The 12,580-nt window shown below is 71.2% G+C and carries 6 protein-coding genes and 4 tRNA genes; 3 read left to right on the top strand and 7 right to left on the bottom strand.

What is annotated here, in order from left to right:
- Positions 1–196 precede the first annotated feature (196 nt).
- Positions 197–1,297 (bottom strand): Glu/Leu/Phe/Val dehydrogenase dimerization domain-containing protein, encoded by a 1,101-nt coding sequence (locus ACFZAX_RS23455; protein ID WP_390963930.1) that lies wholly within the window; start codon positions 1,295–1,297, stop codon positions 197–199.
- A 174-nt stretch (positions 1,298–1,471) separates the two neighbouring features.
- Here ACFZAX_RS23455 and ACFZAX_RS23450 point away from each other — a divergent pair, with 174 nt between their 5' ends.
- Both ACFZAX_RS23450 and bldC read left to right on the top strand, forming a co-directional pair.
- Positions 1,472–2,317: a hypothetical protein gene (locus ACFZAX_RS23450; RefSeq protein ID WP_390963928.1), complete on the top strand. Its 846-nt coding sequence runs from the start codon at positions 1,472–1,474 to the stop codon at positions 2,315–2,317.
- Between the two features lie 939 nt (positions 2,318–3,256).
- On the top strand, positions 3,257–3,463 hold the full coding sequence (gene bldC, locus ACFZAX_RS23445) for a developmental transcriptional regulator BldC (RefSeq protein WP_003949541.1): 207 nt from the start codon (positions 3,257–3,259) through the stop codon (positions 3,461–3,463).
- A 1,418-nt stretch (positions 3,464–4,881) separates the two neighbouring features.
- Here the strand turns inward: bldC and ACFZAX_RS23440 are convergent.
- Both ACFZAX_RS23440 and hrpA read right to left on the bottom strand, forming a co-directional pair.
- Positions 4,882–4,956: transfer RNA gene (locus tag ACFZAX_RS23440), tRNA-Asp, on the bottom strand.
- Positions 4,957–5,308: 352 nt separating this feature from the next.
- On the bottom strand, positions 5,309–9,250 hold the full coding sequence (gene hrpA / locus ACFZAX_RS23435) for an ATP-dependent RNA helicase HrpA (RefSeq protein ID WP_390963927.1): 3,942 nt from the start codon (positions 9,248–9,250) through the stop codon (positions 5,309–5,311).
- A 456-nt stretch (positions 9,251–9,706) separates the two neighbouring features.
- Here hrpA and ACFZAX_RS23430 point away from each other — a divergent pair, with 456 nt between their 5' ends.
- Positions 9,707–10,477 (top strand): thioredoxin domain-containing protein, encoded by a 771-nt coding sequence (locus tag ACFZAX_RS23430; RefSeq protein ID WP_390963925.1) that lies wholly within the window; start codon positions 9,707–9,709, stop codon positions 10,475–10,477.
- Positions 10,478–10,536: 59 nt separating this feature from the next.
- Here the strand turns inward: ACFZAX_RS23430 and ACFZAX_RS23425 are convergent.
- The 4 genes from ACFZAX_RS23425 to ACFZAX_RS23410 form a co-directional block, all read right to left on the bottom strand.
- Positions 10,537–10,610 (bottom strand) — tRNA-Phe (locus tag ACFZAX_RS23425).
- Positions 10,611–10,632: 22 nt separating this feature from the next.
- A tRNA-Asp gene (locus ACFZAX_RS23420) sits at positions 10,633–10,707 on the bottom strand.
- Between the two features lie 38 nt (positions 10,708–10,745).
- A tRNA-Glu gene (locus ACFZAX_RS23415) sits at positions 10,746–10,818 on the bottom strand.
- A 91-nt stretch (positions 10,819–10,909) separates the two neighbouring features.
- Positions 10,910–12,565, bottom strand: a complete 1,656-nt coding sequence (locus ACFZAX_RS23410; RefSeq protein ID WP_390963924.1) for a metallophosphoesterase — start codon at positions 12,563–12,565, stop codon at positions 10,910–10,912.
- Between the last annotated feature and the right edge of the window lie 15 nt (positions 12,566–12,580).

Here is a 12,580-nt window from a genome sequence, read left to right as displayed (position 1 = left end):
CGCGTCTTGCACCCCGGTACAGGACCAAGGAGGAGCTCCGTCCTCGCTGGTCAACTGCGATTTTAACCTCTTCTCGGCGTACGACCCGCCGACCGGCGTGAGTCTTGTCTCGCGGGTGCCGTGCCCACGCCCGTCGGCCGGAGCAGCCCCGGAAGGGGCGGGACTCCGGCCGGTTCGGGTCGGCCCGCCGCCCTGCTCAGGCGCGCCGGGAGCGGCGGGCTTCGGCCATCCTCCGCTCGGCGATCCGGTCCGCGGCGGCGGCGGGAGGAACCCCGTCCGCCTTCGCGAGTGCGAACAGCTCCAGGGTGGTGTCGAAGATCTTCGCCGTCTTCGCCCTGGCCCGCTCGAAGTCGAAGCCGTGCAGTTCCTCGGCGACCTGGATCACCCCGCCGGCGTTCACCACGTAGTCCGGGGCGTAGAGGATCGCGCGGTCCGCGAGGTCCTTCTCCACTCCCGGGTGCGCGAGCTGGTTGTTGGCCGCGCCGCACACCACCTTCGCCGTGAGCACCGGCACCGTGGTGCCGTCCAGCGCGCCGCCGAGCGCGCAGGGGGCGTAGATGTCGAGTCCCTCGGTGCGGATCAGCGCGTCGGTGTCCGGCGCGACGGCGACTTCGGGGTGGGCGTCGGTGATCCGGCGCACCGACTCCTCGCGCACGTCCGTGACGACGACCTCGGCCCCGTCCTCCAGCAGGTGCCGGACGAGGTGCCGGCCGACCTTGCCGACACCCGTGACGCCGACCTTCCGGCCGCGCAGGGTCGGGTCGCCCCACAGGTGCTGGGCCGAGGCCCGCATCCCCTGGAAGACACCGAACGCGGTGAGCACCGACGAGTCCCCGGCGCCGCCGTTCTCGGGGGAGCGGCCGGTGGTCCAGCGGCACTCGCGGGCGACGACGTCCATGTCCTCGACGTACGTGCCGACGTCGCAGGCCGTGACGTACCGTCCGCCGAGCGAAGCCACGAACCGCCCGTAGGCGAGCAGGAGTTCCTCGGTCTTCACGAGCTCCGGGTCGCCGATGACGACGGCCTTGCCGCCGCCGTGGTCCAGCCCGGCCATGGCGTTCTTGTACGACATCCCGCGCGCGAGGTTCAGCGCGTCGGCGACGGCCTCCGCCTCGGTCGCGTACGGGTGGAAGCGGGTGCCGCCGAGGGCGGGGCCCAGGGCGGTGGAGTGGAGGGCGATGACGGCCTTGAGGCCGCTGGCCCGGTCCTGGCAGACGACGAGCTGCTCGTGTCCACCCTGGTCCGAGTGGAACAGGGTGCGCAGCACGTCGACGGGCGCGCCGGTCACATCGGTCACGGTGGTGACTCCCAAGTACGAAGCGGCGGAAGGGGACTTCTGCGGGTGGGAAGGCCCCGGCGGGCCGGCGGACCGGCCCGTCCGTTCCAGAGCGTAGGCGCTGCTCCCGCGCGGATCGCCTCCGTCCCGGGGGATCACCCCCTGAGGGAGTACGGACGTGACACGATCAGCTTCATGCCGGTGGTGTCTTCAGTGCTCGTCCCTTACACGTCCTATCTGCGGGTGTACGAGCCCCTCGCCGCCTTCCCGGAGGCCGAGCGCGCGCACTGGGCGCGCTACGCGCGACGCGCCGAGTTCCCCACGGCCCAGGACGAACTCCGCCGCTCACTGGCCGACTTGGTGCCCACGCCACCGGTCGGGGTGAGTCCCCACGAGAGTGCGGACGCCTTCGTCGCGGAGATCGACGGGGTGGTCTGCGTCTGCCCGTGGCGGACCCGGCTGCGCGGGTGGCTGGCCCTGGAGGAGCTCGGGGGTCTGTTTCCGGCCAATGTGCTGGACGCGGTGCTGCCTCCGGTGGTCCGGGACCAGCAGGCCGCCGACCACGAACGGTGGCAGCGCCGGAACCCCGACGCGCGGCCCTGGATCAGGACGGCGGTGTGGCACGTACCGGTCCGCTGGTTCGTGCTCTTCACCGACGAGGAGCGGGAGTACGGGGCGCCGGACGGTGCGGGCGGACCGGTCTCGCTCCGGTACCGGACGCCCATGGCGCAGGCGCGGCGCAGGCTGGCGCGCGGGCTGCGGACCCTGCGCGAGACCGTGGACGACGGCCCGTTGGCGGACGGGCTGGTCGACGTGGGCCGCTGGCTGGAGGAGTTCCACCCCCGGTCCCTGGTCGAACTGGACTACGGGGGGCTCGTGCACGCGGTGCCGGCGGCCCGGCTCGCCGAGGACCGGTCGGCGGCGGACGTGGCCGAGGGCCTCGCGGCGCTGCGCGCGGGCGACAACGACCGCGCCGCGGTGGCGTACGGGCGGCTCGCGGAACGGTGGGGGGCTGTGCGGGACCTCCGGTCCGCCAACTGACCGGCGGGGGCCCGCCGACGGAGGCGCTCGCCCTCCGGTGGCTCGGAGCGATCGGAGGGTCCCGCGGGCCGGCGGCTTCGTGAAGTGAACGGGCAAGGGGCTGTCCGGCGTCAACATGTGTCGTCGCACCACACCACCAATGGATGCGAATCGGGCTACGACGGCATGAAAGGTCCGAACCGGGGCAACCTCATGCCGAGGCGGTCGCAAGCAGGCCAACCGGATGGAATCGTGCCAAGGTGCGCCAACCGCCTCCTCCGCCAGGAAGGCCGGCCCGGACGGGTGGCCGTGACCCGGAAGGGGGTTGAGGGAGCCGATGATCGCCGAGGAGATGTGCGAGCACGCACGCGAACCCACGGGGCGGGTCGAGAGGTGCTGGGCCGGGAGGTGATCCGGCGGGACCGGACGGGCATCGACGCCCGGCTGACGGCCCGTGGGATGCGACTCCTGAGGCCCGCGGGACCGGTGGGACGGAAGGCTACGCCCTTCGGCCTAGGTCTTAGGTCCTGAACCGGTTCAATGGCCGCAAGCGTGACGGACGGCACTAAGGGCGCCCTTGCGTCCATCCCTACCCCTCGTGCCAAAATAGGACAAGGAGTCCGGGGAGGACTCTGTCCGTCCAACTATGGGCGGATTGCTCTGCATTGCGCACTATGGGGGGTCCAGTGACTCCTGATCGCTCTGTGACTGATCGTTACTGACGCGTGACTGTCCGCTATGGCATGGTCCATCGGCTTCCGTCGCTGATGAACACCTGGGAGGGCAATTCCATCGGTTTGGCCGACGTGGCTGGACGGATGGTGTAGTTGTAGTGCCGAGGACAAGCCGTTCGTCCTATAACCGACTCGGCCCCCGTCCGCCATTTCGGGCAACGTGGGCCAAGGTGCAGAATTTAGAGGAAAGAACCGAGATGGTTCGGTTCTCCCGAGGAGGCCGCTCATGACCGCTCGCACCCCTGATGCCGAGCCGCTGCTGACCCCGGCTGAGGTTGCCACGATGTTCCGCGTGGACCCGAAGACGGTCACCCGTTGGGCCAAGGCTGGCAAGCTCACGTCCATCCGTACGCTCGGTGGACATCGCCGATACCGCGAGGCAGAGGTCCGCGCGCTGCTTGCGGGTATTCCGCAGCAGCGCAGCGAGGCCTGAGAAACCCCTGTCGCCGCATCACGACCGGGCAGCTGACGGCCCCCCAACCGCAGCCGCTCACCCATAGCTCCATACGACGGGCGCCCGCCCCAACGGGCGCCATACCTGTGCGACGCACGGGTGCGTCGTGAAGATCGCGCTGGACTCCGCCGGGTCCAGCGCGATCTTTTTTTGTGCCCGAACGGCCGCTGAATGCCCTGCCGGCACGGGTGGGAGGCATGTGCTGCCGTCATGGCCGACCGGGGTGTGCGCCCGGAACACGCGGGCGGCGGATGCGGCCGGCGGATGCGGCCGGTGCGGCCGTCGGACCCGCTCCGGCAGGCCCCGGATGCCTCGTCGGGGCGCTTTCCGGGTGCCTTTCCGGTCGCTTCCCGGGTTTCTCCGTCCAGCCTGCCATGCCGCTTTCCGGGCCGGTGCGGGTGGGGGGTGTGGGCAGGTGTGGGGTTCTCTGTGTGACCCGGTGAAGGAGTCTGTCCGGAGGCGGGGGAGCTACCCGTACGGGTCGGGAGAAACCGGAGGGATGGATTCCGTGAGAGCCCTGGAGGGAGGTGCAATTGCACATATTAAATTCGGCTGTTGTATGGGGAGGGTAAAGCTGCCCTGTCCAAAAACTGGTCTGGTGACTCCCGTCACACTCCCTGCCGCTTGCCAACATCCAGCCTGCCACTTCGGGAAGCCGGAAAGCTTCGCCGGTGGTCACCGTCCGTGGGGACTTTCGTCCTCCGCCCGGGTGGCCTCCGTGCCCTCCCCGGGGGTCCGCGAGGGCGCTGCGGGGGCCGCCGCGCGGACGCGCCGACCCGGACGGGGTGCCCGTGCGGCCCTGCGGGGGGTGCTCTCGCGGGCCGGACGGCCCCAGGGGCCGGAACCGGGGCCGGTCGGGGCCCGGCGGGCTCCCCGGGTCGCCTCCGGGGCGGATACCGGGGCTCCGGAGCCCCGGAGAGCCCGCCGGTGGCCGCCGGAGGCGCCGGTGGCCGCCGGGGGCGCGTGCGGGGGGCCGGTGGAGGTGGCCGACGGGAGGCGACGCGGGGCCGGGGACCGGCGGGGCGACCTCCTCCGGCGAAGGGAACGGCATGCCCCGTTCGTTCCGGACCCGATCGTTCCGCGCCCGCACCCGTGCCTGCGCCTGTGCCCGTGCGCGCACCCGTGCCCGTCCCTGTGCCTGTGCCCGCACCCGTGCCCGTACCTGTGCCCGTACCTGCGCCCGTCCCTGTGCCCGTGCCTGCGCCTGTGCCCGCGGGCGACGGGTGCGGGTCGTACCCGTGGGCGGCTGCGATGTGCCGTGCCCGTGCGCCCCAGAAGCCGGCCGGCGCGCCCCGGAGGTGTTCGACCGCCGTCCCGGGGGGAGTTCCGAAGCCCGGTCGAAGCGGCCCGGAACGCGCGAAAGCCCGGATCAGGATGATCCGGGCTTTCGACTACTGCGGTCCTGACGGGATTTGAACCCGCGGCCTCCACCTTGACAGGGTGGCGAGCACTCCAAACTGCTCCACAGGACCTTGCTGTTGTTCTTCGCTTCCGTACTCTCGTCCGGCTGCGAAACAGGACTGTACAGGAGGTTGGCGGGCCAGGTCGAATTCACTCGGGGTGACGGCTCGCTCACGTCCCGGCGAGGGGTGTGAGCAGGCCGTTCCCCAGGGCGTCCCGCTATGTCCGGCGGGTGTGCGGCGGGTGCGCGGCGGCGGCCACGGCACCGCGCGGCGACGCCGGAACGTCCGCATACATCCCGTATGCGGACGCCCCTCGGCCGCGCGGTGGACCGCATCCGCCGCCGTGCACCGATCCACCAGGAATTCCGGGGCAGCCACGGGGCAGCCACGGGGCAGCCAAGGGTCGGCCACGGGGCGGCCTTTACGGCGCGGCGGCGTCGATCGCCTTCACGATCCGCTTGTCCGACACCGGGAAAGCCGTCCCCAGCGCGTGCGCGAAGTAGCTCACCCGCAGCTCCTCGATCATCCAGCGGATGTCCAGGACCTCCTGAGGCACCGGCCGACCCTGCGGCAGCTGCTCCAGCAGCCAGGCGTACTCGTCCTGCATCTCGTGGACCTTCTCCATGCGCGTGGTGTCGCGCTGGACGGAGGTCGGCATCTGCTGCAGCCGGCGGTCGGCCGCGACGAGGTAGCGCATCAGGTCGGGCAGCCTGCGCAGGCCGGTCGCGGTGACGAACCCGGCCGGTACGAGCCGTGCCAACTGCTTCGTCACGTCGGCGACGTTGTTCATCAGCGTCAGGCTGTTGGTGGCCTTCAGGCGGCGCTCGCAGGCCTGCCAGGCGGCCAGGATCTGCTGGACCTGGCCGACCGTGCGGACCGTGAGGTCCACCAGGTCGGCGCGGACCTTGTCGTACAAGGTCCTGAAGGCGGCCTCGTCCCAGGCGGGGCCGCCGTGGGCGGCGATCAGGCGGTCGGCGGCGGCGGTCGCGCAGTCGTCGAAGAGCGCCTGCACCGAGCCGTGCGGATTGCGCGAGAGGGCCAGCTTCTGCTGGTTGGTGAGCTTGTCCGAGGCGAACTTCGCCGGGTTCACCGGGATGTTCAGCAGAATCAGCTTCCGGGTGCCGCGCCACATCGCCTGTTGCTGTTCGGCCTCGGTGTCGAAGAGCCGGACGGCCACCGTCTCGCCCTGGTCCACCAGTGCCGGGTACGCCTTGACCGGCTGCCCGGCCCGCCGGGTCTCGAAGACGCGCTCCAGCGTGCCGATGGACCAGCCGGTGAGGCCCGAACGCTCGATGGAGACGCCCGAGGGCCCCGCGGTCGCCGCGGCGGCCTTGGAGAGCGCCTGGCGGGCCTTCGGGCGCAGCTGGAGCTTGAGCGCTTCCAGGTCCTTGTCCTCGGCGACCTTGCGGCGCCGCTCGTCGACGATCCGGAAGGTGATCTTCAGGTGATCCGGTACGCGCCCCAGGTCGAAGTCGTCCGCCGTGACCGGTACGCCGACCATCCGCTGGAGTTCGCGGGCGAGCGTGGCGGGCAACGGCTCCTGCAGCGGGACGGCCCGTTCCAGGAACTTGTCCGCGTAGTTCGGAGCCGGTACGTAGTGGCGGCGGATCGCCTTGGGCAGCGAACGGATCAGCTCGGTGACGACCTCCTCGCGCAGCCCCGGGATCTGCCAGTCGAAGCCCTCGGAGGTGACCTGGTTGAGCACCTGGAGCGGGATGTGGACGGTCACGCCGTCCGCGTCCGCGCCGGGCTCGAACTGGTACGTCACCTTGAACTTGAGCTTCCCCTGCCGCCAGGAGTCCGGGTAGTCGTCCTTGGTGACGGCCCCGGCCTTCTCGTTGATGAGCATGGAGCGCTCGAAGTCCAGCGCGTCCGGCTCGTCCCGGCGCTTGTGCTTCCACCAGGAGTCGAAGTGCGCGCCCGAGACGATGTGCTCGGGGACGCGCTGGTCGTAGAAATCGAAGAGCGTCTCGTCGTCCACGAGGATGTCGCGGCGTCGGGCTCGGTGCTCCAACTCCTCGACTTCGCCCAGTAGTTTGCGATTGTCATGGAAGAACTGGTGGTGCGTCCGCCAGTCCCCCTCCACGAGCGCGTTCCGGATGAAGAGGTCCCGGGACGCCTCCTGGTCGATTCGGCCGAAATTGATCTTGCGCTGGGCGATGATCGGTACCCCGTAGAGCGTGACCCGCTCGTACGCCATCACCGCCGCCTGGTCCTTCTCCCAGTGCGGCTCGCTGTAGGTGCGCTTCAGCAGATGCTGGGCGACCGGCTCGATCCACTCCGGCTCGACCTTCGCGTTCACGCGCGCCCAGAGCCGGGAGGTCTCCACCAGCTCGGCCGACATCACGAACCGGGGCTGCTTCTTGAAGAGCGAGGAGCCCGGGAAGATCGCGAACTTGGCGCTGCGCGCTCCCAGGTACTCGTTCTTCTCGGTGTCCTTGAGCCCGATGTGCGAAAGCAGACCGGCCAGCAGTGAGGTGTGCACCGCCTGCTCGGGGATGCCCGCGTCCGCCGCGGGCTCCTCGACCTTGATGTCCATCTGCCGTGCGACCGTGCGCAGCTGGGAGTAGATGTCCTGCCACTCGCGGATGCGCAGGAAGTTCAGGTACTCCTGCTTGCACATCCGGCGGAAGCTGGCGGAACCGCGCTCCCGCTGCTGTTCGCGGACGTACTCCCAGAGTTTCAGGTACGCCAGGAAGTCGGAGGTCTCGTCCTTGAACCGGGCGTGCTGCTGGTCGGCCTGGGTCTGCTTGTCCGAGGGCCGCTCGCGCGGGTCCTGGATGGAGAGGGCGGCGGCGATGACCATGACCTCGCGGGCGCAGCCGTTGCGGTCGGCCTCGATGACCATACGGGCCAGGCGCGGGTCCACCGGGAGCTGCGAGAGCTTGCGGCCGAGCGGGGTCAGCCGCTTGCGCGCGTCCTTCTCCGCCGGGTCCAGCGCGCCCAGCTCCTGGAGCAGCTGCACGCCGTCGCGGATGTTCCGGTGGTCCGGCGGGTCGATGAACGGGAACTTCTCGATGTCACCGAGCCCGGCGGCGGTCATCTGGAGGATGACGGAGGCGAGGTTGGTGCGCAGGATCTCGGCGTCGGTGAACTCCGGCCGGGTGAGGAAGTCGTCCTCGGAGTACAGCCGGATGCAGATGCCGTCCGAGGTACGGCCGCAGCGGCCCTTGCGCTGGTTGGCGCTGGCCTGCGAGATCGCCTCGATCGGCAGCCGCTGCACCTTGGTGCGGTGGCTGTAGCGGGAGATGCGGGCGGTGCCCGGGTCGATCACGTACTTGATGCCGGGGACGGTCAGCGAGGTCTCGGCGACGTTGGTCGCCAGCACGATGCGGCGGCTGATGCCGCTGGGGGTCCGCTGGAACACCCGGTGCTGCTCGGCGTGGGAGAGGCGCGCGTAGAGCGGGAGCACCTCGGTGTGCCGGAGGTTGCGTTTGCCGAGCGCGTCGGCGGTGTCGCGGATCTCGCGCTCGCCGGAGAGGAAGACCAGGACGTCGCCGGGGCCGGCGGACTGGAGCTCGTCCACCGCCTCGCAGATCGCGGTGATCTGGTCGCGGTCGGCGTCCTCGCCGCCCTCTTCGAGGAGCGGGCGGTAGCGGACCTCGACGGGGTAGGTACGCCCGCTGACCTCGACGATCGGGGCGTCCCCGAAGTGCCGGGCGAACCGCTCCGGGTCGATCGTCGCCGAGGTGATGACGACCTTCAGGTCCGGGCGCTTCGGCAGCAGCCGGGCCAGGTAGCCGAGGAGGAAGTCGATGTTGAGCGACCGCTCGTGCGCCTCGTCGATGATGATCGTGTCGTACGCGAGCAGCTCGCGGTCCGTCTGGATCTCGGCCAGCAGGATGCCGTCCGTCATCAGCTTCACGAAGGTCGACTCGGGGTTCACCTGGTCGGTGAAGCGGACCTTCCAGCCGACGGTCTCGCCGAGCGGGGTGTCGAGCTCCTCCGCGACGCGCTCCGCGACCGTACGGGCCGCGATCCGGCGGGGCTGGGTGTGCCCGATCATGCCGCGCACCCCGCGCCCCAGCTCCATGCAGATCTTCGGGATCTGGGTGGTCTTGCCGGAGCCGGTCTCGCCCGCGACGATCACGACCTGGTGGTCGCGTATCGCCTCCAGGATCACGTCCTTCTTCTGGCTGACCGGAAGCTGGTCCGGGTACGACACGGTGGGCAGCCGGGAGGCGCGCGTGGCGAGCCGTTCGGCGGCCTTGCCCGCTTCGGCCGCGATCTCGTCCACGACGGACTGACGGGCCTCGGGCTTGCGGATGCGACGCGCTCCTTCGAGACGCCGGCCGAGCCGGTGCGCGTCACGGAGCGAGAGCTGTCCGAGCTGGGACTGGAGATCAGCGAAGGAAGTAGACATACGGACCCCAGGATCTCACCCGCGCCCGGAGAGTGGCGAACCGATTTCGCGCGGACCGCGCCCCGGGCCGGGCACCGGCGTGGCGGACGCCCCGGCCGGGTGGTGCCGACCACTCCCGTGGGGCGCCGCCCGTGCACGGGGCGCCTGCCGTGTACGGCCAGTACACGGGAAGTCCTCCGCCTTGGGATGCACCGCATCTGACGCCGCACACTGGTCCACCACGAATCGCGGGACACCCCTTAGCATTTCCGCAGTCGACCGCCGAGACCGTCCGGGAAGGAGCCCTCGCCTTGTCCCGTACGACGTCCCCGGCACCACGGACCGCTTCTCGCGAGTACGGCTCCGGCAGGCGAATAGCCGCCGCCCACCGCGCGCCCGGCCGGTAGAGCCGCCGTCCCGCGCGCAGGTCCCTCTTCCCCGCCGCCCCGCATCCGTACGACGCTCCCGGAGTGCCGCATGCCCCTGCCCCAGAAGAGCCGGTCGAAGAAGCCCCTGCTGTACGGCTCCGTCGTGGTCCTCGCCGCAGCTCTGCTCGGTTACGCCTCCTACCGGGCCACCGCCCCCGGACCGTCCCCCGCCGCGGTCGGCGTGTCCGCCCGGCCCGACGCGGGGGAGTACGAGGAGGCCGCGAAGCTCGCCCGCCGCGAACCCGGCGACCCGCTGGCCCTCGGCCGTACGGACGCCCTCGTCGTCCTCGTCGAGTACGGCGACTTCCAGTGCGGCTCCTGCGGCACGTTCGCCCGGGACACCGAGCCGGAGCTGATCGACGCCTACGTCGGCGACGGCACCCTGCGCATCGAGTGGCGCAACTTCCCGGTCTTCGGCGCGGAGTCCGAGGCCGCCGCCCGCGCCGCCTGGGCGGCGGGCCGCCAGAAGCGCTTCTGGGAGTTCCACCGGGCCGCGTACGCCAAGGGTGCCAAGGAGAAGGGGTTCGGCCCCGACCGGCTCACCGCGCTGGCGAAGGAAGCGGGTGTGAAGGACCTCGACAAGTTCCGCGCCGACCTCGACAGCGTGGGGGCGTCGGAGTCGGTCAGCAGGGACCAGGCCGAGGCGTACGGGCTCGGCGCCAGCGCCACCCCGTCGTTCCTGGTCAACGGCCGCCCGCTCGCGGGCGCCCAGCCGGACGCGACCTTCGCCTCGGCCATCGAGGAGGCCGCCGAGGCGGCCCGTACCGGCAGCGCGGCCCCGACCGAGAGCGTCACCCCGGTGGGGAACCCGGCCGGGTGACGCCGGACGTCGGCTGAAACGGCGAAAGCCCCATCCGCGGGGATGGGGCTTTCGTGAGGTGGCTGGGGCCGGGATCGAACCGGCGACCTATCGCTTTTCAGGCGATCGCTCGTACCAACTGAGCTACCCAGCCACGCAGCTCCTGAGAACTGCAGCGGTCCTGACGGGATTTGAACCCGCGGCCTCCACCTTGACAGGGTGGCGAGCACTCCAAACTGCTCCACAGGACCAAGCTATGTGCGAGACAAGTCTCGCACACGGTAATGCGTGCCCCCAACGGGATTCGAACCCGTGCTACCGCCTTGAAAGGGCGGCGTCCTGGGCCACTAGACGATGAGGGCTAAAGGCCCGCCGGTTCGCTTTCCAGCGCGTCGGGGACGTCAGAAGCATATGTGATGGCGGAGCTAACGCCAAAACGGTTTCCCGGCCGGGTCACGGCACCGGGCCGGGCGCTCCGGGCGACCTGTTGGCCGAGGTACGGGGAGAGGCGCCGGACGAGGTGTCCGACGAGGCGCCGACCGGGGTCGGTGACGGGCCGGCCGGTGAGGTCGGTGAGCTCGGCGACGGCGACGCGGTGGGGGAGTTCTCCTCCGGCAGATGGCGGCTCACCTCGGCCGTCGTCAGGCCGAGCCCGCCCAGGGTGATCTCGTCCCAGGCCTGGAGCCGCCGGGTCGCGCGGTCCAGGTACAGGACCGAGGCGCGCACCTTCTCCGGCTTCTCGTTCTGCACCGCGCGCAGCCCGCCGCCGCCGGTGGAGCCCTCCACCTTCAGCCGGGTGCCGAGCGGGAGCACCTCGTTGACCCGGTGGTGGACATGGCCGGCGAGCACCAGCGGAACCGTGCCGTCCGTCTCCCGGGCCGCCTGCGGATCGTGCGTCACCGCGATGTCCACCGGGGTGCCGGCCCGGGTCTGGTCGCGGAGGGCGGAGGCGAGGCGGAGACCGGCCATCCGCTCCGCCGCCCCGCCGCCCCGGGCCAGCGTCCGGTCGGGGGTGAACTGGGGGTCGCCGGTGCCCGCGACGCGCAGCCCGGCGACGGTCACCGCGCTTCCTTCGTCCAGGACGTGCGCGTTCTTGAAGCCCCGCAGGTACTTCTGCGTCTCCTGCGAGTCGTGGTTGCCGCGCACCCAGACGTACGGGGCGCCGAGGTCCCGGATCGGGGCGAGGAAGCCGTTCTCGGTGGTGGTGCCGTGGTCCATGGTGTCGCCGGAGTCGATGATCACGTCGATCCCGTACTGCTCCACGAGCGAGGCGACGATGTGCCAGGACGCGGGGTTGAGGTGGATGTCGGAGACGTGCAGGACCCGCAGGGTGCCCGGGTCCGGCTGGTAGACGGGGAGCGTGGAGGTGGCGTCGTACAGCCGGGAGACGTTGGTGACCAGGCGGGCCAGCTCCTGCTGGTAGACGTCGAACTCGGTGACGATCGAGCGGGCGTCACCGACCACCGACGGTGCGCTGGAGAGCAGTCCGGAGAACTTCGGCTCCAGCACCGACTTCGGGTTCCAGGTGGCGTACGCGCTGATGCCCGACCCGGCCAGCAGCACCAGCGCGAGCCCGCCGGCGGCCAGAGCCGGGCGGGGGCGCCGGTAGACGATCAGCCCGAGCACGGTCGCCCCGGTCAGCACGGCCACCACCGACCGCACCGCCAGCTCCCGGGCGCCGTCCGCGACGTCCCGGGTGACCTCGTCCTGGAGCCCGGAGAAACGTGCGGGCTGCTCCACCAGCCGCTGGGAGCGCTCGGGGTCCAGGCGGTCCACGTCCACGTCGAGGCGGAGGGGCGCGACGTGCGAGTCCAGCTCCAGCGCGCCGAGCGGGGAGACGTCCACCCGGGTGCCCCCGGTGAGCGAGGGGCGCAGGGCCATCGTGGTGTCCATGGGGCCGACGGGGGTCTTCACGTCCCCCACCACCAGCAGCCCGAGCCAGGCACCCAGCACCACCACCGAGAGCATCACGAGCACCCGCACCAGCGGGCGCGGCCGGGCCCCGGCGAGCGCGGGCACCGGCATCGGGGCGGTCCGGGAGGTGCGGCTTCGGCTGTCACGGACGGGGTCGGAGGCGGAACGGAACGGACGGAACGGGACACGCGCCATTGGGCCCGTATGCCC

The organism is Streptomyces sp. NPDC008125, assembly GCF_042957125.1.
GTDB lineage: Bacteria > Actinomycetota > Actinomycetes > Streptomycetales > Streptomycetaceae > Streptomyces.
Note: the sequence above shows the minus strand (reverse complement) of the source record. Positions and strands in the feature narration are given on the sequence as shown.

Excerpts from the sequence above, each read along its gene's own strand:
- ACFZAX_RS23450 (WP_390963928.1), top strand. The coding sequence starts at position 1,472 with ATGCCGGTGGTGTCTTCAGTGCTCGTCCCTTACACGTCCTATCTGCGG.
- bldC (WP_003949541.1), top strand. The coding sequence starts at position 3,257 with ATGACCGCTCGCACCCCTGATGCCGAGCCGCTGCTGACCCCGGCTGAG.
- hrpA (WP_390963927.1), bottom strand. The coding sequence starts at position 9,250 with ATGTCTACTTCCTTCGCTGATCTCCAGTCCCAGCTCGGACAGCTCTCG.
- ACFZAX_RS23430 (WP_390963925.1), top strand. The coding sequence starts at position 9,707 with ATGCCCCTGCCCCAGAAGAGCCGGTCGAAGAAGCCCCTGCTGTACGGC.
- ACFZAX_RS23410 (WP_390963924.1), bottom strand. The coding sequence starts at position 12,565 with ATGGCGCGTGTCCCGTTCCGTCCGTTCCGTTCCGCCTCCGACCCCGTC.